At 46.0% G+C, this 20,716-nt stretch carries 18 protein-coding genes; 4 read left to right on the top strand and 14 right to left on the bottom strand.

Annotation, left to right across the window (positions count from 1 at the left end; all coding sequences use genetic code 11):
- Positions 1 to 3: 3 nt before the first annotated feature.
- The 14 genes from ACXAD8_RS12030 to ACXAD8_RS12095 all read right to left on the bottom strand — a co-directional run bounded on the left by ACXAD8_RS12030 (position 4) and on the right by ACXAD8_RS12095 (position 14,799).
- The gene (locus ACXAD8_RS12030; protein ID WP_475228824.1) at positions 4 to 1,842 is read right to left on the bottom strand and encodes a GspE/PulE family protein; all 1,839 of its coding nucleotides are present in this window, start codon (positions 1,840 to 1,842) and stop codon (positions 4 to 6) included.
- A gap of 1 nt (position 1,843) precedes the next feature.
- Positions 1,844 to 3,052 carry a tetratricopeptide repeat protein gene (locus ACXAD8_RS12035; protein ID WP_475228827.1) on the bottom strand — a complete coding sequence of 403 codons (1,209 nt, stop codon included), beginning with the start codon at positions 3,050 to 3,052 and terminating at the stop codon, positions 1,844 to 1,846.
- 5 nt (positions 3,053 to 3,057) lie between these two features.
- Positions 3,058 to 3,984 (bottom strand): ExeA family protein, encoded by a 927-nt coding sequence (locus tag ACXAD8_RS12040; RefSeq protein WP_475228829.1) that lies wholly within the window; start codon positions 3,982 to 3,984, stop codon positions 3,058 to 3,060.
- Between the two features lie 3 nt (positions 3,985 to 3,987).
- Positions 3,988 to 5,643: a pilus (MSHA type) biogenesis protein MshL gene (mshL, locus tag ACXAD8_RS12045; protein WP_475228832.1), complete on the bottom strand. Its 1,656-nt coding sequence runs from the start codon at positions 5,641 to 5,643 to the stop codon at positions 3,988 to 3,990.
- The gene (locus tag ACXAD8_RS12050) at positions 5,633 to 6,031 is read right to left on the bottom strand and encodes a hypothetical protein (protein WP_475228834.1); all 399 of its coding nucleotides are present in this window, start codon (positions 6,029 to 6,031) and stop codon (positions 5,633 to 5,635) included. Before ACXAD8_RS12050 ends, mshL begins: the two co-directional genes overlap by 11 nt.
- 1 nt (position 6,032) lies before the next feature.
- Positions 6,033 to 6,695: a type II secretion system protein GspM gene (gspM, locus tag ACXAD8_RS12055; protein WP_475228837.1), complete on the bottom strand. Its 663-nt coding sequence runs from the start codon at positions 6,693 to 6,695 to the stop codon at positions 6,033 to 6,035.
- Positions 6,692 to 7,330 (bottom strand): PilN domain-containing protein, encoded by a 639-nt coding sequence (locus ACXAD8_RS12060; protein ID WP_475228840.1) that lies wholly within the window; start codon positions 7,328 to 7,330, stop codon positions 6,692 to 6,694. Before ACXAD8_RS12060 ends, gspM begins: the two co-directional genes overlap by 4 nt.
- Positions 7,327 to 8,250: an MSHA biogenesis protein MshI gene (locus tag ACXAD8_RS12065; protein WP_475228842.1), complete on the bottom strand. Its 924-nt coding sequence runs from the start codon at positions 8,248 to 8,250 to the stop codon at positions 7,327 to 7,329. Before ACXAD8_RS12065 ends, ACXAD8_RS12060 begins: the two co-directional genes overlap by 4 nt.
- Before the next feature lie 342 nt (positions 8,251 to 8,592).
- Positions 8,593 to 9,525: a PDZ domain-containing protein gene (locus tag ACXAD8_RS12070; protein ID WP_475228844.1), complete on the bottom strand. Its 933-nt coding sequence runs from the start codon at positions 9,523 to 9,525 to the stop codon at positions 8,593 to 8,595.
- Entirely contained in the window at positions 9,500 to 10,075 is a 576-nt protein-coding gene (locus ACXAD8_RS12075; RefSeq protein WP_475228846.1) for a hypothetical protein, read from the bottom strand. The genes ACXAD8_RS12070 and ACXAD8_RS12075 overlap by 26 nt, the downstream gene beginning before the upstream one ends.
- Positions 10,062 to 10,625, bottom strand: coding sequence for an RNA polymerase sigma factor (locus tag ACXAD8_RS12080; RefSeq protein WP_475228849.1), 564 nt, complete (start codon positions 10,623 to 10,625; stop codon positions 10,062 to 10,064). Before ACXAD8_RS12080 ends, ACXAD8_RS12075 begins: the two co-directional genes overlap by 14 nt.
- Positions 10,626 to 10,788: 163 nt before the next feature.
- Positions 10,789 to 12,072 carry a group II intron reverse transcriptase/maturase gene (ltrA, locus tag ACXAD8_RS12085; protein WP_475228851.1) on the bottom strand — a complete coding sequence of 428 codons (1,284 nt, stop codon included), beginning with the start codon at positions 12,070 to 12,072 and terminating at the stop codon, positions 10,789 to 10,791.
- Positions 12,073 to 12,880: 808 nt separating this feature from the next.
- On the bottom strand, positions 12,881 to 13,438 hold the full coding sequence (locus tag ACXAD8_RS12090) for a single-stranded DNA-binding protein (RefSeq protein WP_475228853.1): 558 nt from the start codon (positions 13,436 to 13,438) through the stop codon (positions 12,881 to 12,883).
- Positions 13,439 to 13,446: 8 nt separating this feature from the next.
- Complete coding sequence (locus tag ACXAD8_RS12095) at positions 13,447 to 14,799, bottom strand: MFS transporter (protein WP_475228856.1); 1,353 nt, start codon at positions 14,797 to 14,799, stop codon at positions 13,447 to 13,449.
- A gap of 169 nt (positions 14,800 to 14,968) precedes the next feature.
- On the opposite strand from ACXAD8_RS12095, the gene uvrA reads away from it, so the two are divergent.
- From uvrA to ACXAD8_RS12115, 4 genes are all read left to right on the top strand, one after another.
- Positions 14,969 to 17,800, top strand: a complete 2,832-nt coding sequence (uvrA, locus tag ACXAD8_RS12100; RefSeq protein WP_475228859.1) for an excinuclease ABC subunit UvrA — start codon at positions 14,969 to 14,971, stop codon at positions 17,798 to 17,800.
- 21 nt (positions 17,801 to 17,821) lie between these two features.
- Positions 17,822 to 18,217 (top strand): acyl-CoA thioesterase, encoded by a 396-nt coding sequence (locus ACXAD8_RS12105; protein ID WP_475228861.1) that lies wholly within the window; start codon positions 17,822 to 17,824, stop codon positions 18,215 to 18,217.
- Positions 18,217 to 18,912, top strand: coding sequence for a 2OG-Fe(II) oxygenase (locus ACXAD8_RS12110; protein WP_475228863.1), 696 nt, complete (start codon positions 18,217 to 18,219; stop codon positions 18,910 to 18,912). Before ACXAD8_RS12105 ends, ACXAD8_RS12110 begins: the two co-directional genes overlap by 1 nt.
- A gap of 553 nt (positions 18,913 to 19,465) precedes the next feature.
- Positions 19,466 to 20,713, top strand: a complete 1,248-nt coding sequence (locus ACXAD8_RS12115) for a DUF4760 domain-containing protein (RefSeq protein WP_475228866.1) — start codon at positions 19,466 to 19,468, stop codon at positions 20,711 to 20,713.
- The last annotated feature ends 3 nt before the right edge of the window (positions 20,714 to 20,716 follow it).

Here is a 20,716-nt window from a genome sequence, read left to right on the forward strand (position 1 = left end):
CTACTAAGGCTTGTCATCCTTACTCCAGTCGGGTTGTCTGGGTTGGTTTAAATCCTGCTTAGGTTTTGCTTCTGGTTGGGGACGTGATTCAGGAGTTGCGCCTGAATCCTGGGATGTCGGTTTTGCTTTTGACGACTGAGTAACATCGGCCACCATTTCCACCAGCTTAAGTACTTCCTCAATTGAGGTCAAACCTACTTTGGCGTATTGCAGTGCGCTTTTGGCAAGCGGAACATAACCGGGTGCGCGTTTCGCTACCCTGCCAAACAGTCCAGTATCAGCATCTTTTAAGGCATTCATCATATCTTCGGTCATTTCCAGCAACTCAAATACTCCGATACGACCTCGATAGCCAGTTTGATTACAGGTCTGACAGCCTGCGCCCTTGTGGTATTTATAACGTCTGGCACCGGATTCGATATTATCTATCCAGACTAATTCGTCCTCTTCGGGGCGGCATTCGGTGCGGCAGTTTTTACAGATACGACGTACCAGTCGCTGCGCGATTATGGCTCGTAATGAACTTGCTGCCAGATAGCCTGGCGCGCCCATATCCAGCAGTCGAATAGCGCTACTGATGGAGTCATTAGTATGCAGTGTGGATAACACCAGGTGACCGGTTAATGCGCCACGAAGACCAATCTCCACCGTTTCATGGTCCCGCATCTCACCCACCATGATGATATCCGGATCCTGACGCAGCGTAGTTCTGAGAACGTTTTTAAAATCCAGACCGATTTTGCTGTTAACCTGGACCTGATTGATACGCGGAAGGCGATATTCCACCGGGTCTTCAACGGTAATGATTTTCTTCGCCGGCAAATTTAGTTCAGATAAGGCACCGTACAAAGTCGTTGTTTTACCGGAACCGGTGGGGCCGGTAACCAGAATCATTCCATGGGGGCGATGCAATAACTGGCGAAAGCGCTTTAACAGCCTTTCCGGCATCCCGGTTTGCTCTAAAGTCAGCAATCCGGCGGACTGATCCAGCAAACGCATTACCACAGACTCGCCGTTCTGCACCGGCATAGTGGATACCCGCACGTCGATTGAACGACCTTTGATGCGGATATTGGTACGGCCATCTTGCGGTAAGCGCTTCTCAGAGATATCCAGACCAGACATCAATTTAAGGCGCAGCACCAAAGCTGAGGCGATATTTTTCTCGTTAATAACACTTTCTTGTAATACGCCATCCACCCGTTGACGAATGCGCAGTTTGCCCTCGTCTGGCTCTATGTGAATATCTGATGCTGACATCTGCACTGCATCTTCAAAAATAGACTGCAGTAATTTAGCAACCGTGGTGTCTTCTTCTTCATCACCGCCAGTATCCGATAAATCAAAGTCGTCATCGTCTTCGTATTCCGATGCCAGTGCCTGGGCAAACGAGGCGATTTCTTCGGTGCGTCGATAGTAAGTATCAAAGGCGTGATATAACTGGGATTCGGGCACAATGGCCAGTTCCAGTGGTTTCGGTAAGATATTGGACAGCGTGTCCACGATGGACAAATCTGCCGGATCACTCATGGCGATTAAGATGCTGTCGTCCCGTTCTTCCAGCGGCAAAGCTTTTAGTCTTCTGGCCTGAACCTCAGGTACCAGTTTGACAACATTGGGATCTATCTTTTTACGGGAGATATCCAGTAACGGAATATTTAACTGTTGCGCCAGAAACGTAAGCAAGCCTTGCTCAGTAACAAAGCCTAAATCTTGCAACGCCTGACCTAACTTGCGGCCGGTATCTCGTTGTGCGGTAAGAGCCTGCTGAAGTTGTTCATCCGTGATAACCGACTCGTGAACTAACAGGTCCCCAAGTCGCATCTTTAACTTTGGCTTCAAACTAGCCCCCCAGTTCAAGAATTCGCTGTTTTATAAAATCATTGGCTGAGGCAGACAGTTGGCGCAGATCAGCGGCATTTTCATAGGCTCTTAAGGCACCGTCTCTTTGCGACATTCTATCCAAAGACACTGCCAATCCTAACCACCATTGCGCTCTGTTGGGTTCAAAAATAACCAGTCGGCCATATAAATGAGAAGACTCTGCATTGAGTTCTAGCTCCTGGGCGACAGTGGCTTTTAAACCATAAAAATCAATATTGCGCTGAACGTCAGGATCAACGCCTTCCAGCACAGTGTAGGCAGCACGCAATTTTTGCTCGCGATAAAACAAACGCGCCAGCATCAAACGAAAATCCACTCTTTGTGGCGCGATGTCGATACCATCGGATAACACCACACTGGCGGCACCGTTATTGCCATTGGAATAGAGTAACACCGCCAGCTTTTTACGTATTTCGTGCTGTTTAAAATCAATATTCAGTATCTGGCGATACAAATTAATGGCTCTGTCTACATTCTTTTCGGCAACAGCCTGTGATGCCAGACTGGTTAACTCAGTAATTTCAGCACTAGTACCATCAACGCCACTGACCTGCACAAAACTGCTGCTACCAGGAGGCGCAACCGGAACCAGGGTTTGACCGACGGTCACCACTGGCGATGCTGAGCTTTCTGTACTACCGCTTTTTGCTACCTGCTGACCTTGAGAAGGGTCGGCTTCTGCAGCGGCAAAATCAGTCTCGTTAAAATCATCTTCATCACTACTGGCCATTCGCCCAGTTTGTTCTTCACCACTGGCGTTGCTCGTTGCTGCCTGACCAGCACCCTCTGGCGCTTTTGCAGTAGTAGCTAACAAGTCATTGCTCTTCGCTTCGACGGGCTGCTGTGTCGTCTCGGTCACAACCGGCTCACTAACACCGCCACGGGTGGGCATCATCTGATCCAGTGCTCTGTTAACTGATACTTTTTTGCTTTCTTGCTGTTGCGGCTCTTCACCGGAAATAAACTGCATTCCCTGAGCATAGAGATCCTCAAAGTACTGCGGTCCCATCGCCCGATAACTAAAATAGCTCGCTGCCGAGACACCCACAAAAGCAATAAAAAAGATCATATAGCGAATGCGCTTTGATTCTGGCGGTTCTTGATAATCGCTGCCGTCCCCCTGTTCATGGGCAGCACGATCATCGAGATCCTTTAGCATCTTATTCACGACACTCACAGTAATTCAGCTCCAGTCAAAAAATTGGTTAGTTCGTTTCGGAACATAAACAAAAGCAATAATAACGCCAAAATTAATACAAAAAACGCCACCCGGCTATTCGACCTTGGTTGTATACAGGCATCTGTATCTTTGACGGCAAGTTTTACGTGATCTTTAGTCACGCGATGCTTTCCTTCGCCATATGCCAACATTAGTGCTTTGTGAGCAACAACGTTAACAATTCTTGGAGTCCCTCTGCAGGCCTTATGTAGCAAGCCACACACCTGACGACTAAAAATTTCTTCAGTGCGATTACCGGCTACACTGAGTCGGTGTTTCAGATAAAAATAAAGTTGGTCCTGATCCATGGTTTTCAGGGCATAACTAAAAGTAATGCGCTGATTTAACTGCCTCAGCTCGCCTTTGCTGATCTTGGTATCTAATTCCGGTTGCCCAAACAACACCACCTGCAACAGCTTGCGCGATTCCGTTTCCAGGTTGGTAAACAAGCGCAATACCTCCAGACTATCACTGGGCAACGCCTGAGCTTCATCAATTATCAGCACCACAGAATTACCGCCCTGATGCACCTCAATCAGCTTTTCCTGAATGCGCTGCGTAAACTCCTGCTGATCAGTTTGAGTGCTTAAATTAACTTTAAGTTCAGCGGCTACCGCGCGGCGTAACTCCTCCGGCGACAAATAGGGATTGGGTATATAGGCTGTTACGAAGTGATCCGGCAATTCATTCAGGATTTTACGACATATCAGGGTTTTCCCGGTGCCGACTTCACCAGTAACCTTAATAAACCCTTCACCCGCCTTGAGGGCGTGCAAAATCACATCCAGCGCTTCTTTGTGGCAAGGCAAACCGTAAAAATAGCTGGTATTGGGGGTTAGTGTGAAAGGTAACTCCCGAAGACCAAAGTGATAAAGGTACATAACTTATTCCACATACAACCAGTCAGCTATGTAATCCTGACTCTGTTTCAATTGCTTCTGCCATGTGCCTTGTTTCACCACGGTGGGCTTGATTAGGATCACTAATTCTCGCTTAACCACAGCTTCGCGCTTGTTGCGAAACAGATTGCCCACAATCGGAATATCACCCACAAAAGGAGTTTTAGAAATATTATCTGTGGTGCTGGTAGACATCAGGCCACCTATAACTACGATTTCGCCGGAGCGGGCCTGTATCACAGTGTCTGATTCGCGAATATTACTTTGCGCTAGCGGCAATACCAGTTCTTCCTGATTGATGGTAACCACTTTTTGCTGTTCTTCCGTTTCGATAACAGAAGGATGAACGTGCAATAAAACACTGCCACGCTCGTCAATTTGCGGGGTTACATCCAGAGCTATCCCTGAAAAGAAGGGAGTCAGTTCAACATCCGGAGTAGTGGAGGTTGTACTGGCATTGGTGGTGCTTTGATTAGAAACATCGGTTACGAAGTATTCATCACTGCCCACTTTAATAACTGCTTTTTGGTTGTTTAATGCTGTTACTCTCGGACTGGAGAGTACCTGCACATTACCTTGTGTAGACAGCAAAGACAGCACGCCGGAAAAATCTTGATTAAGGAAAGACAAACTGGAAATTCCACCCAGAGCGCCCGTGATTTCGTTGCCGGAGGTAGTTGCTCCGGCGGTAAAACGGAAGTCAGTTGAACCGGAATGCGATAAAATTTGGGTCCAGTTAATGCCCTGCTGATACTCATCACTTAGTGTTAGTTCGATAACTCTGGCTTCCAGAATAACCTGACGTTGTACACTTTCTTGAGAAGCCTGTAAAAACTTACGAACCTGGCGTAACTCATCAGGCATAGCGCGCACCGATACCAAACCTGCCTGAGGAGAAACCACGACACTGCGACCTTGTTCAGCGCCCACCATGGATATCAGTGCCGCTTGCAACTGAGCCCAAAAATTAGTTTGTGTGGTGGTGGAAATGGTGGTGCCATTACCGCCGCCGCTTAGTCCGTTGAGGTTGTTATTATTGTTGTTACCGCGATTTCCACCGCCGAGACCACCGCTATTATTGCCACTGCTACCGCCAAATTGCGAAACACCACCAGTACTGACACTACTGGAAGTACTGCCGTCACGTTGCATTAATAAATAATTTACCGCAAAAGTTTCAGTGCGGATGCCGGAAGGATAGACCCGATAAACATTACCGGTTTGCTGCACATCATAGCCATAAATTTCCTGAACAATTTCAAACACGTCTTGCAAGCGCACTTGCTTTAAATCCAGGGTGATACTGCCCTGCACTTCAGGATGAATGGCGATGCTGTAGTGACTGTTTTTCACCAGTCCGGCAAAGAAAGTCCGGGCATCAACTTCGTTGGCCTGAATATCCAGGCGAGGTTCACCAAACAGTTCTCGGTCTTTTTGTACAGGTAATTCAGGTCGCAAGGCTTCGGCGACTGACTGAGGTACGGTTTGAAGTGGTTTTGCCGCGCTCTCTTCGTCGGCATCTTCAGATATTGCCTGCCCCAGGGCAGACCTGGCAGGTTGTGTCATTTCCGGACGGCTGGAACTCTGACAGGCAGCCAGAATTGCCGACAAGAAAATCAGAATAGCGCATCTAATGATCATAATTTGATTCGGTAATAAAATCAGTTTTACTTATTGTTATTTCTTTTTCGAGGTCGTTTAATTTTAATATTATGCTGTATGGCTTTACCTGGCTCAGAATCACATTCCGCCAAGAGTCGCCTTCGTATACCACCTCGTTATTGATTATTGCATATTTCAAAGGATCCGTAACCACAATTGCTGATAACTTTGCATTTGGGAAGGCCGCCGTATCACCCTGACCAGAAAGATTACCGAAAGTCGCTCCAGCCTCAGTAGTGGCATTGCCCTCTTCATCCACAGCCACCACCGTTTTATTTGCCGGCCGGGTGGGATCTTTTAATAACTGCTGGGCAAAACTATTGCCGCAAACCAAAACCAAACACAATGTCATCAGTAAAATTCGCACATCAGACTCCGATAAACGCTTTGCTGGTACTAAGAGTATAGAGCTCTATTTCTGCTCTTGCTTTGGGATGCTCTTCTACGATGTAATCAAATCGCTTCCAGTAAAACCGCCACTCTAATGACTCAATCTCGTTGAGATACTCCCATATATGGCCGTATTCCCCTTCCAAAACGAGTAGTACACCATGCTGAAACAGATTCACTCTAGCGCCGCTGTCAGCGTTAATGTCCATCATACGCACTGGCGGAATAGATTCCATCTGCAGTACTTTTAGCTTTTTAGACTGGCTCAGAATTTTTTCCAGTACCTCAGGCATTCTATTAGCCGGAATCAAATCAACAGTTTGCTCCCGCAACTTTTCATCGATTTCAGTAATTTGCTGTGCAAACTTTTCGCGATTTTTACGCAAAGGTTCATTGGGGTCTTCAGCCAGCTCCAGTTCTACCGCCTTAATTTGGGTGTCCAACTGACCGGATTGCGACTTCTGCCTTTCTACGGTCCGGGTCAGCTTTTCGATCTCAATTTGTACCGGTTCCACCAGCCACACATAACCGCCAAAGAGCACCGCAACCAGACCACTTAACAGTGCCAGAGATTTTTCTCGAGTAGATAACTCTGAAAATTTTTCTTCAACATCAGACCAGCGTTTTATATCTAAATTCATGGTTGTCCTGCTCCTGACGCTTTTTTCAGTACTTCCTGCTCCACCGCCAACTCCACCAGATCAGAGCTGATCACGAAGTTGAGGTTGTCCTGATCGTCTCTGAACATGCGGGCCCCGGCGAAGCTTCGCCCGGTAAAATAGTCAGAATCCCGTAATTGGCTAACCCAAAAGGGCACTTTAGCTGATTCAATGGTGGCACCTTCCATGCGGATTTTTTGCTCATGGATACTAATGCGTGTAAGCCAGACGCCTTCCACATGATTGAGTGCCAGATCTTCCATCAACATAGAAAATCCCTGATTTTTTAGCTGTTCCCTGCCCCTTAGCTCTTCCAATAACAGTCCTTTGTCGCGAGCTTCATTTTGTAACTTTTGTACCTGTGCAACTAAAGCCGGATCTTGCGCTCTGGTATCACGGGCATTGGTCAGCATTTTCAGCATCTTGGTTTGCTGAGTGTACTTCTGCTGTATATCCCGGGTTGCCATCTGCATATCCCGGTATTTCTGATGGTAATGCTCACTCATCGCAAACAAGACAACGCCACTTAGTAGCCACATTAACAGTACAAAACCAGCGGTAAACAGGTTTAATTTAGGCTTCAACTCTTCCGGAAAGAGGTTTACGCGGTACTTCACGCGGTATCTCCTTCTTCAGCGCTGGCGGGTAAAACCTCATCTGAATGAGAGAAAGCCCCTCCCAGTGCAGCCAATGACGCTTCGCTGTAGTTGAGAGTTTCCAATTTGGGACAGTCAGGGATAAAAGCTTGCGCCTCCACCTGCATCGCATCGCTAATGAGCTTGGCCAGAACAGCCTGGTGTTGGCTTTCCAGATTGATAAATATGCGTCTCACTGGTGCCTGACGCAACTGACTTTCAAAAAAATCCATTGAACGTTGTAGTTCCACACTCAGGTTATCAGCCACTCCCATTTGCAGTTCAGCTTCATTGAAGGTGCTGATTTGCTCATAACCTCTAATACGCCGGGAAAAGTACATCTTCCGACCTTTGATGATGTTCAGGCAAACTTCCCCACTATGGGACTGAAACATGGTGACATAACCGTCCTGATCATCGGGCAGCAACTCACTAGTGGCCAGTTCTTCCACTGTCACACATTCAATAAGTAAACCCGCTTCAATAGCTCCTTTACAGACGTCGTATAACTCGGCTTTGGGAATGGCAACCACATTGACCTTGTTGGCCCCTGTGGTTTGTGCTGGTAAATCAAAATAGTCAATCACTACCTCATCCTGAGTCATCAGCAAATCCTTAATGGACCACTGCAATGCAGAGACGATTTCTTCTTCCGGTACGGCAGGTTTGTCGGTTTGTACCAGCTTGTACTTTTTAGTTGCGAAGACGATAGTGGTTTTGGTGTTATTCAGGCCGTGCTCTGTCACCAACTCTTTTAGTTGAGCTTGCCAGTCTTGAAGCGGAAGGGTTTCGTTTAGCACCCAGGTCTTTTGGCCGTCAACATCCTGTGTCGCACATACGTGCAAACCGTTGACATCATACTCGATCCCCAGTGAGGTAAAGCCAGAGGGCTTACGACTCATGTAGGAAATCAGTTTTCTCCAACCTATGCGCATTCGTTAATTTTTATTCTTGTATTTATTGGTATTAGAACAAACTCTGGACAAAATCACCATATCCCGTAACTCACTTATCATATTATTTATCTGCAACTTTGTCGGTTTCTTAGACTTTTTATGACTATCAGGCTTAGAACAGACCTGATTAATTGGAATTTATTTCTTCCGCTTCACAGACTTATTGTCCATGAGTTTACCGTTTCAACAATGAGACAAAAGTATATAAAGCGTTTATTCAGCCACTTTTGCATTGCGCAATGGTGTTTGCGATGTAGACTTCGAAAGCAGTTAAAACAAACCGATAGCTCAATCTAGTTCACAGTCAGTTTTTTCTTCTTTGTATACAACTGGTATCCATTCATCAAAATAGAAGTTTTTACTGCCTATGTAGTATTTGGTATTTGCCTTAACTTCAATATCCAAAGTTTTTATTGTTCCCTCAGCGTTGCCATCGGGCCACTTTGACCTGGCCACCTTGATTCTGTGCTGCCCTGCGGGTACTGGAATGGTTTTTAAGGCAAAGTTTTTAATCTCTGGAATTTTTTCGCCATTGATTTCCGTCAGTGCCACACTGCCCATTTTTAAGGCTACCGAGCGGCTGCCAAATTTGAGAATGGCACATTGCGCTTCTGTAGCTTGTTCCTGAACAATTTTATCCTGCTTAACAGCGACTTGTAGGTTCACCTCTGGCACATACAAGCCAGGAATGTGCATCGACACCTCCCGATATTGATTACCTGATTTAACGCGCAACAGCAGGGTGTCATCAACGCGGGGCTTCAATAAATAAGGTAAACCTTCGGGTTCAATAGCATCCGTAATGCGTACCTCATCAACTTCCACGATATAATCATTGAGCTTTAAGCCCACTTTATCAGCCGCACTACCGGGTTCTACTGATACCACACGCAAACCTTTTTGCAGTTCTCGAGTGTCCACCACCATGCCCATAATATATTGCTTTTTTTCCGGAATTTGCATGCTGTAATTAAATGACCGCAGGTCACTACCAGCCTTTCGCTCCTCTTCGGCGATGGCTAAAAACGCACTGTTTAGCTGTTCTTCCAGGTCCTCCAGCATACGTCTCGCTTCTGGCGACTTTAACTGGCTCACTTGTGCGGAGGTTTCTTCGGCGGCTGACGCACTCACGGTGCATAGCAGCAGCCAGGTGCCACTGAAAATAACGCTTAACAGGCTTTTCAGCGTCACGTTTTTAGATGCGTAATAGATGCTTGTCATCTTGTAACTCTTTATTGATATTATTAATTTTCTTTTGCCACAAGGCCCTGATTTGCTCTTCGCTTAAGTTTTGCAGATAGGCATTTTGAATTTGTTGATCTAAAGCCGTTAGTGGCTTCACAAGCCCTTGCGTTCGAGTACCTGAAGATTGTGCATGATAGTTTTGCAGTAAGTTCTGGTGCCGGGTGATCAGGTTATCCAGAGACTCCAGCGAGTCTTCAGGAGCCGGACTTACCGGATTACCGGGTAAAATTTGGATAGCCAGAAATAATGATGCCGCCAATGCAAACCCAGCCGCCCACCAATAGCCAGTGCGTTTAGCCGGTGATAGTTTCACTACCTGCGCAGAAGCGGTTTGCTGCGCCTGCATTCTCAGCCTGAATTGTTGTGCCTTTAACTCTCTGTCCGGTATGGTGTAATCGGCGCATTCATTTAAACGGGACCGCATTTGTCTGAGATTTTCCAGACGCTGCTGACAATCTGCACATTCATGCAGATGGCTACTGTCTTCGCTATCCAGATTAAGTAATTGCTGATCACTCAGGTGCATGTTTCACCTCTGCTTTTTTTGACGCTGCCTGCAATAATTTATAAGCCCTGTGCAGTGTCATTTTTGAGTAACTTTCAGATTTATCCAATAGTTTAGCTATTTCCGTGTGCCTGAACCCTTCTATTTCATGCAATATCAGCACAGTTCTGGCATCCGCTGACAGTTTTTTCAGATAAAACTCCAAATCCATCAGATTCGACATCCAGTTGCTGTCAAATAAGGAGGTTTGTTGCTCCGGTTCAACTTCCATTGGCTCTGTTGTATCAAAATCCTTTCGCTTGTTAATTTTGCGTATTGTCTCATTAACCAGAATTCGTCTTACCCAGCCCGCAAAACTGCCTTCATGCTTATAGGAATGAATATTTTTCATCACATTAATAAAGGTTTCCTGGCAGGCGTCTTCAGCCAACTGTGGATCCATAATCATGCGATACGACAAACGATAGCAAGCATCTATGTAGCAAACATAGATAGCCTCCATTGCATCCAGATCACCCTCAGCAGCGCGCTGAATAATGTCTGTGCTTATCGTCCTGTCAAATCCACTCATGCTTTTTACATTGTTTTATAAAGATAGAGTCGCCAAGTAGCCATAACGTCACAAAAATATTAGAAAATTTCTGTTTACGGCATTCATCGAACACATCAAGTAGGGTGAGGCGTCACCGCCTCATCCCTCTCACAGAACCGTACGTACGGACCTCGTATACGGCTCATGCATACTTCCATTCAGCATAAGCGCTGAACACATACCCCGTCCTAATTAGCTCAAAATTGACCAGACCAAGGTCGTTGAACCATTGATTTGGCATCGCATAACTGGCCAGAGGGCTATGAGCATTTCTCCACCTGTTCATTTGGATAAACCTGAACGGCGGTTTATAACCAAGCTGCTTCAGTCTTCCATGCAGCTTCGCTGGTTTCTTCCATAATTTCAATTGGATACTGCGAAGCCTGCGCCTCAACCATCTCGCTATCTTAGAAAATTCCCTGTTGCTATTGGCAATCCTGAAGTACTGGCTAAACCCTCTTAAAACAGGGTTCAACTCTTTGATAACTGCACACAGCGGTTTGCCACCATTGCGTTTCGTCATCTGCTTCAACTTCTTTTTAAACGCTGCGAGTTTCTGAGGTTGTATACGGGTGTATTGACGCCCAATTTCAACACCCAGAAATTTCACTCCCTCATCGCTATGAGCAATGTGAGATTTCGCCTGGTTAACTGTCAGTTTCAGCCCTTTCTCCAGTAGCTTCGTCGCCTGTTTCTGTGCATTTTCTGCTCCAGAACGACTTCGGCAGAAGATCAGAATATCATCGGCATAGCGCACTATTCGGTGCCCTCGCTTCCTCATCTCCTGATCAAACGCATCCAGATAGATATTCGCTATCAGTGGGCTTATCACACCACCTTGCGGGCTTCCTGAGCCGCTCTGCTGCCAGTAACCATCTACCATTACACCACTTTTCAGGAACTGATTTATCAGTGACAGTACGCTGCCATCTGTGACTCGCTTTCGGATACTTTCAAGGATAATCTCATGATCGAGCTTATCAAAGCACTTCGACAGGTCCATATCCACAACATGCTCCAGTCCGTAGCGACGGATGAACATCGTGGCTTTATTAATGGCATCGTGACAACTTCGATGCGGTCTGTATCCAAAGCTTGATGGATGGAATTGCGCATCAAAGAGCGGCATAAGCAGATCATACAGGGCCTGCTGGACTACTCTGTCCCGTACTGCTGGGATCCCCAGTAATCGTGTACCACCATCGTCTTTCGGTATTTCTTTCCGCCTGACAGGTTGTGGACTGTACTTTCTGGTTTTGAGTTCACAGACAAGTTGGTCAAGATTATCACTCAGATTTAAGGCGAAGTCGCTCAGGCTCTGCCCATCTGTTCCGGCCGCGCCTTTCGCTTTCTTTACCTTTTTGAATCCTTTGTACAGGCGCTCTTTATTAAGCAGTTGCCCATACAAACTGTAATAAACTCTCACCTTGCCTCCTCAGGTTGTGTGCTGTGTGGGGACGGATATCCTTTCTTTGCGTTGGTATATTTCATGTTGTCGTAAAGCGTGCTGGCACAATGGCAATCTACTTAACGTGCACAACATTACTCCCGTGTACAGTTTCATGTTCCAGTCTGCGGTTTCCACCACAAACCAGACAGGAAGACTTCGATAGCTAACCGACTCGTGTACCACTAAAAAAAAACATCTGTTCATCACAGACTTGAAGTATGCTTCCTCCCTTCGCAACACTGATAAGCTTTTGGCCAGTCAGTGTCCCATCAGACACTATGCTAATGGTCAGCTCGGTTTTATCCTCCACACCATTACTGGGTTTCACAGGCCGGGCCTTACTCACTACTACGGATTCATCTGCCACCTCGCACCAACACCTGCCTTGAGTCTCCCCTCGTACAGATGATTCTGGCTCTTCACCAGAGACGGTGTCAGGCTTCCCCAGTTACTGCACTGGCTCCCTGTCAGAGATCCCACCCTCAAGCACAAAACAGAACTGACTGAGTATCGGGCTTCACGCTATTTTGCACGCTTACCCTCCTGCTTTGCCGAATCAGGTTCACTTTCGTTGTGTACCTCTGACTTCCTATGGCTTCCTTCAGACCTTGCCGTTAGCCAGCAACGCCCTTGCCATTTGGATTATCTTCCCCTCAGTCGGGGTGATTCAGGTTTCTTTCAACCTGACGGGTTTGCCAGCTTCGCTGGGCAAACAAAAAACCCCGTCGCAACGGGGTTTGATTAGAGCGTGTTGACTGCTTTTAACATTGTCAGCGCCGGATTTTTAAAAGGGAATATCGTCATCGAAATCAAAGTCCGGTTCCTGCATAGGCTGTGCAGGTTGTTTTGGTGCCTGATTGAAGCCACCGCCCTGGTTGCCACCGCGATTTTGCTGACCGCCGCCCTGGTTGGGCATTTGCTGGTAGCTTGGCGCTTGTTGTGGTGCACCGCCGCCTTGTGCGCCCTGATTAGGTTGATAACCGCCACCTTCGTTGCCACCGCCCTGGCGGCCGCCTAACATCTGCATGTTGTCAGCGACGATCTCAGTAGTGTAACGGTCCTGACCGTTCTGATCCTGCCATTTACGGGTTTGCAGTTTACCCTCGATGTAAACCTGAGAGCCTTTTTGTAAATACTGACCGGCAATTTCCGCTAACTTGCGAAACATAACAATACGGTGCCACTCGGTGCGTTCCTGCAATTGTCCTTGCTGATCTTTCCAGCTTTCACTGGTGGCGACACTGATGTTGGTTACGGCATTGCCATTCGGCATGTATTTTACTTCCGGATTTTGTCCCAGATTGCCGACGATAATAACTTTATTGATACCTCTGCTGGCCATGTTTTCTCCTAATTCTCTTCTGGATCAGCCAGTTTTCTGGCTTTTAATATATCAAAATGTTTGCCCTGAACCTTCAGGTACACGGCTGATTCATCCGGCACAATGGTGTACTCACTGATGCCAGGTAATGCGTTAAACTCTCTTTGCAGCGTCGTCAAATCCCGCCCGGCTAAATTCAAAGACAAAGTGTAACGGGACAGACGCTCGGATGCCCGGAAACCCACAAACAAACCTGTCCAAAGAATACAGATGCCCGCGGCTAAATACCAGACTAACTCAGAACCAAAGTTGGCCAATATCAATCCTGAGACCATGCCCCCTAAAAATGCGCCAAAGAACTGGAAGCTGGCATAAATTCCCATCGCTGAGCCTTTTTTACCGGGCGGTGCGATATTGGCCACCATAGCCGGCAAGTTGGCTTCCAGATAATTGAACCCGGTAAAGAACAAAATAATAAACAGCATCAGGCTATAAAAGCTGTCGGCCAAATTAGCCAGACCGACAAATGCCGCCGCCATTAGCCACAATGCCACAATAATAATTGTTTGGGTTTGAAACTTTCGGGCTAACCCCATCAACACAGCCATGCCAACAATTGCCAGCAATAACACCGGTAGATACAACATCCAATGTTGTGACAACTCCCAGCCTAAGTCTTGTAAATTCACCGGAAACTGCACAAACACTAAAGTAATCATCATATGCAGTAATAACACACTGGTATTCAGTCGCAGCAATGGCCTGGACTTTAGCATGGCGGTTATCTGTGATTTGCCTGGCAAGGTATCCCCACTTGGGGCGCTCACCACCACATTAGGTACCCCAAACAGAACCAAAGGAATACAAATCAGCGCCAATACGGCGGTAATCAGAAAGATGCCCTGTAATCCGGCGGAAGCCGAAAGTAGTGGCCCGATAATGAGTGATAAATAAAATGAAAAGCCGATGGCGATACCGATAGTTGCCATCACTTTGCTGCGTTGACTCTCCCGGCTGATATCGGCAGCAAGCGCCATAATCGCTCCGGCAATCGCCCCCGTGCCCTGTAAAAAACGTCCCAGCGTTAACAACCACATTGATTCGGCCATAGCCGCTACCAGGCTGCCCAGCGCAAACAATATCAGACCACCGATAATCACCGGTTTACGTCCCAGATTATCGGACAATATACCCATTGGGATCTGCAACACCGCCTGCGAAAGACCATATGCGCCAATAGCAGCGCCCACCCATACAGGGGTGTAATCGGGATAATCCTGAGCAAGTACTACCAATACCGGCATCACCATGAATAACCCGAGCATACGCATCAGGTAAACAAAGACCAGCGACAAGGCACCACGTATTTCAGTCTGATTCAAAACGGTCGAATTTCCTGTCAGAAAACGGTCAAAAAAAGGCGGCGAATATTAGCATAAAACATAGGCCAGAGACAGTATCTATTGCCCATAAGCGATAAATTAAACCATTTGCTAACTACTGTATATATATGCATATAATACTCTTTTTGCGAACAGTTATTTCTACCGCATGGACAAAATTACCGTCAGGGGTGCCAGAACCCACAATCTCAAAAACGTCAACATCGAACTGCCACGGGATAAACTGATCGTTATCACCGGTTTATCAGGCTCTGGCAAGTCGTCGTTAGCCTTCGATACCCTGTATGCGGAAGGTCAGCGTCGCTATGTTGAATCCTTATCCGCCTACGCCAGACAGTTTCTGTCCATGATGGAAAAACCCGAAGTGGACCACATTGAAGGTTTATCTCCGGCGATTTCAATCGAGCAAAAATCCACATCCCATAATCCGCGTTCCACCGTAGGTACAATTACAGAAATATATGACTACCTACGCTTATTATTCGCGCGAGTGGGCGAGCCTCGCTGTCCTGACCACAATGCGCCATTGCAGGCACAAACCGTCAGCCAAATGGTGGATAAAGTGCTGGAGTTGCCGGAAAACAGTAAGATGATGCTGCTGGCTCCGGTGGTAAAAGATCGCAAAGGGGAACACATTAAAACCCTGGAAAACCTGGCGGCACAAGGTTTTATCCGGGCCAGAATTGATGGTGAGATTTGTGACTTATCGGATCCACCCGAGCTGGATTTACACAAAAAGCACAGCATTGATGTAGTAGTAGACCGCTTTAAAGTACGAGAAGATTTGCAACTGCGTTTGGCTGAGAGTTTTGAAACCGCGCTGGAATTGTCAGCAGGGGTAGCCCGTGTGGCCTGGATGGACGAACCAGAAAAAGAAGAGCTGGTGTTCTCTGCTAATTTTGCCTGCCCTCACTGTGGTTATAGTATTACCGAGCTGGAACCGCGCCTGTTTTCCTTTAACAATCCTGCAGGCGCTTGCGGCACCTGTGATGGCCTGGGAACCAAGCAATTTTTTGACCCTGTGCGTTTAATCGCCAATGAAGAGATCAGTATTTCCGGTGGAGCGATTCGCGGTTGGGACAAGCGCAGTTACTACTATTTTCAGATGCTGCAAGCCGTAGCCGAACACTATGAGTTTGATCTGAATACGCCTTTTAATGAGCTGGATAAAAAAGCACAGGATATCGTGCTCTACGGCAGCAAGGGCACCTCCATCAACTTCAAATATATCAATGACCGCGGCGACATCATGACCCGCAAGCATCCCTTCGAAGGGATCATTCCCAACATGGAGCGCCGCTATAAAGAAACTGAATCCAATGCAGTGCGCGAAGAGCTGTCTAAATATCTAAGCCAGCAACCTTGCACTAGCTGTGGTGGCAGTAGACTGCGCCAGGAAGCGCGCAATGTATTTGTGGCAGATACCACCTTGCCGACGGTTTCAGAAATGTCCATCGTGGAAGCCAAAGACTTCTTCACCCATCTTCAGTTGCAAGGGCAAAGAGCGCAAATCGCGGAGAAGATCCTGAAGGAAATCAACGACCGCTTGACCTTTTTAGTCAATGTTGGCCTGAATTATCTGAATTTATCACGCAGTGCCGATACCCTCTCCGGTGGTGAAGCCCAACGAATTCGTCTTGCCAGCCAAATCGGCGCAGGACTGGTGGGTGTCATGTATGTATTGGACGAACCTTCAATTGGTCTACACCAACGAGATAATGAGCGCTTACTTAAAACCCTGACCCATCTGCGTGACCTGGGAAATACCGTGATTGTGGTAGAACACGATGAAGATGCCATTCGTCTTGCCGATTATATCGTAGACATTGGCCCAGGCGCAGGTGTACACGGTGGTGAAATTGTCGCCGAAGGGCAGTTGGACGACATCCTCAACAACGAAAACTCGCTGACCGGTAAATACCTGTCAGGCAAAGAAGCCATTGCGATTCCCGAAAAACGTATATCTGCTAAAGAAGATGCCTGGGTAGAGCTGGCAGGCGCTACCGGTAACAATCTCAACGATGTCACCTTGCGAGTTCCGGTAGGCCTGATGACCTGTATCACTGGCGTGTCTGGTTCAGGTAAATCTACTTTAGTTAACGATACCTTTTATAAAATAGCGCATATTGAGCTAAACGGTGCCACCACTGATGAGCCATCGCCCTATAAATCCATTACCGGTCTGGACCAATTAGATAAGGTGGTAGATATCGATCAAAGTCCCATTGGTCGTACTCCGCGTTCCAATCCCGCCACTTACACTGGGATTTTTACACCCATCAGAGAGTTGTTCTCTGGTACTCAGGAATCCCGCTCTCGTGGTTACAAGCCTGGTCGCTTTAGTTTTAACGTCAAAGGGGGCCGCTGTGAAGCCTGCCAGGGCGACGGTGTAATCAAGGTAGAAATGCACTTTTTACCTGATGTTTATGTGCCTTGTGATCTGTGTAAAGGCAAACGCTATAACCGCGAAACCTTGGAAATTCAGTACAAAGGGAAAAACATCCATGAAGTGCTGGAAATGACAGTGGAAGACGCCCGTGAGTTTTTTGATGCCGTCCCCGCCATCAATCGCAAACTGCAAACCCTAATGGATGTAGGTTTATCTTATATTCGCTTAGGTCAGGCAGCGACGACGCTATCGGGTGGTGAAGCACAACGGGTGAAGCTGGCTAAAGAACTGTCTAAGCGCGATACCGGAAAAACCCTGTACATCCTGGACGAACCCACCACAGGTTTACACTTTCACGATATCAAACAATTGCTGGCCGTATTGCATCGCCTCAGAGATCACGGTAATACTGTGGTCGTTATCGAGCACAACCTGGACGTGATTAAAACCGCAGACTGGATTGTGGATCTCGGTCCTGAAGGTGGTTCAGGTGGTGGCAACATCATTGCTGAAGGCACACCTGAACAGGTTTGCAAAGTGAAAGGCTCCCATACCGGCCACTTTCTTGCTCCATTCCTGAAAAATAAATGATAAGAATAAAAGGATAAGCACATGCTGGAAGAATCCTACAAAGTACGGTTTTACGAAACCGACGCCCTGAAACACGTAAGTAACACCACGTTAGTGCAGTGGTTTGAATCTGCCCGTGAGCCAATTTTTAAGATGTTCACCCCAGAGATGGATGTCGACAACTGGCCACTGATCCTGGCCAGTTACAAAGTAGATTTCTTGAAGCAGATATTTTTAGGTGAAGTCACCATCAAAACCGGCATTAGTCGCCTAGGTGGCAGCTCTTTCGATGTGTTTCAGGAGGTCTGGCAAAACGGTGAACGTTGCGCCAAAGGGATAACGACTATGGTGCACTTTGATTACCAAGCACAAAAAGCCTGCCCGGTTCCCGATCCGGTTCGTGCGCAACTGCAAGATATTATCGTGGAAGCAGACTAATGACGGATTTTATCAAAGTCATTCCTAATGCGCTGGATCACGACACCTGCGATAACCTGATGGCCAAATTTGCGGAACATCCTGGTACTTTTGAAGGTCGCACGGGTGGCGGAGTAGATACCAGCAAAAAAGTCAGTCGGGATATTTCCATCAGCAACAACCCAGAGTTTCAGCAAGAATTCACCAAAGTAGTCCACGCCACGACGCGGCATGTGATTGATTATTTTGATGAGTTCTTTTTTGCCTTTATTGGACCGTTGGGGATTAAAGTCAGGCACCCACAAACCGGTGAACCCACCAACATTACTGAAGAGAACTATGAGGAACTGGCCAAACCTAAAATCGACCAGTTTATTCCGCAGTTCTTTCGCTTTGGTGATGTTAACATGCAGAAATATGAAGCCGGTAAAGGCGGTTATCCATACTGGCATTCGGAAGTCTATCCGCAACTACCGAACAATGAAGCCCTGCACCGTATTCTGCTGTTTATGTATTATCTAAATGATGTGGAAGAAGGTGGCGAAACTGAGTTTTATTATCAGAACAAGAGCATCAAGCCCCAAAAGGGAACGATGGTAATTGCTCCGGCATATTTTACTCACACGCATCGCGGCAATGTGCCTATCTCCGGTGACAAACAAATCATCACTTCCTGGGTATTATTCCAGCGTGCGGAACAGCTGTATCGCGGCTAAGCATAACTAAATTTAGAGCAGCAGCTTAACGGAAGTTGAACCAAAACCAGTTTTAAAATTAAAGAAATGTAAAGGAGCGCCGTTAATTTCTTATAATGCCTAAAAACAAGATCGAGCATTAAATAACCAATTTACCTAAGTGATTGATTATGGTACAGTGCTTAGTTCATTGGATTATTAGCGACATTCTTTTTATGAGGCGCAGGCAAACAAAGACGTTAGCCTAGGTCAAATAGAAGCTATTTAACGTCGATGGTAACCCATAGTTTTTGACTCAAAGATTTACACAAAATTTCTTGATAATAAGGATTTATCAGGTACATTTAAAAGGTAAGCGGAGGTAAGTTAGCGCGCCTCTGACAATAAAAGCTGTTACTTATGGTATCGTTTTTGCTGATATTAGGTATTAAATTATTAAGCGCGCTGAGGAATTGTTATGAAAAAAGTTATATTGTTTAAGGTTGCAAACTTGCTGATTGAAGGCGGCGGTGGCGGCTAAACTTGCATCATATTCCACTCCATGGTAAAAAAAGTCCCTTGTGGGACTTTTTTTATGGGCTTCAATCTTGTGAATGATTCCAATATTTCATGGCATGCACAACTTTCACATTGGATATGTAAGATATTCTGGGAGAAAGTTGAAGACCGAAAATTGCCCCTTTCAGGAGTTTTGTTGCTTACACGAAGTTTTTACAGCAGCAGTGAAAGCCTCCCCTTTAAACGTACTTCCCGATTCATCTTCCTAATATTAATGATTTTTAGTGGCGCATTGGCTTCTGCCACATTTGTTTTCTGGATGGCTTATAAATACGACGCTATTAGCTCGTTAGACATTATAGGAAAAATGATTCATTACGTGGCAAATCCCACTGTAGGTACTTTGATTGTTTTCTTACTGTTTATAGATTACATCATGTTAGCAGTATCGCTTATAGCTTATTTTACAAAATGCAATGATGCTCAAGTAGAAAATAAGATATGGCATGAACTTGCTGTTGGCTTCACAATGCTATTTATTTATATATTGGGGGCATTTATATACCTCAGGTCTATTAATCAACTTGACCCGGCTTCAGTTGCAATGGCAGGTGGCTGGGTAACGATTACGGTTGCTTTTATGGGTTTTGCAATTACCCATCAAGCGAATGCTCAAAGATCTCGTAAAAGCCATACTCAGAATACATTATTACACTCCAGATTAAGCGCCACTTATCAGGAAAAACTACAACAGGCAAATAGTATCTATCCCCATTTAGTTAATTTTCAACATATTAATAAAGAAGATGGCAAAGACTTAAAAATTAAAACCATTATCAAGTATTCAGGAATGTTAGTCTCGGAAAGATTTCCGGAAACCCTTCCAGAAGAAGACTTAATTTTGTTAAAAAATAGTGAAAATAAACACTTTAATAATGGAGACCCTATTCCTCAAGACATCAGAGACAAGGCCATTTCTATTGAAGGGCTATTTTACTTACTTAATTATTATGAGTTCATCGCAATCGGAATAGTGAAAGACGATTTAGAGGAAGACATATTGAAAGAGTTCTCAAAAGGAATTGTCAATAGATTAGTTAAAAGAACTTCTCCCTTAATAGAGCATTATGTTGAAATAAATTCAGCTCCTAACGCATGGATTTACGTGACAAAAATGAACATCTGCTGGCAAATGAACCTTCCATTCAAAAAAATAATGTTGGATTATGACAGAAGCTATCAGCCGCAAAACTTTGATGAACAAGTCTTTACAGCTGATTCGTATAAACAGTGGCTTATTACCCTGAATATTCCATCAGCTTAAATC

This window comes from Planctobacterium sp. AWH2_060, from assembly GCF_056158425.1.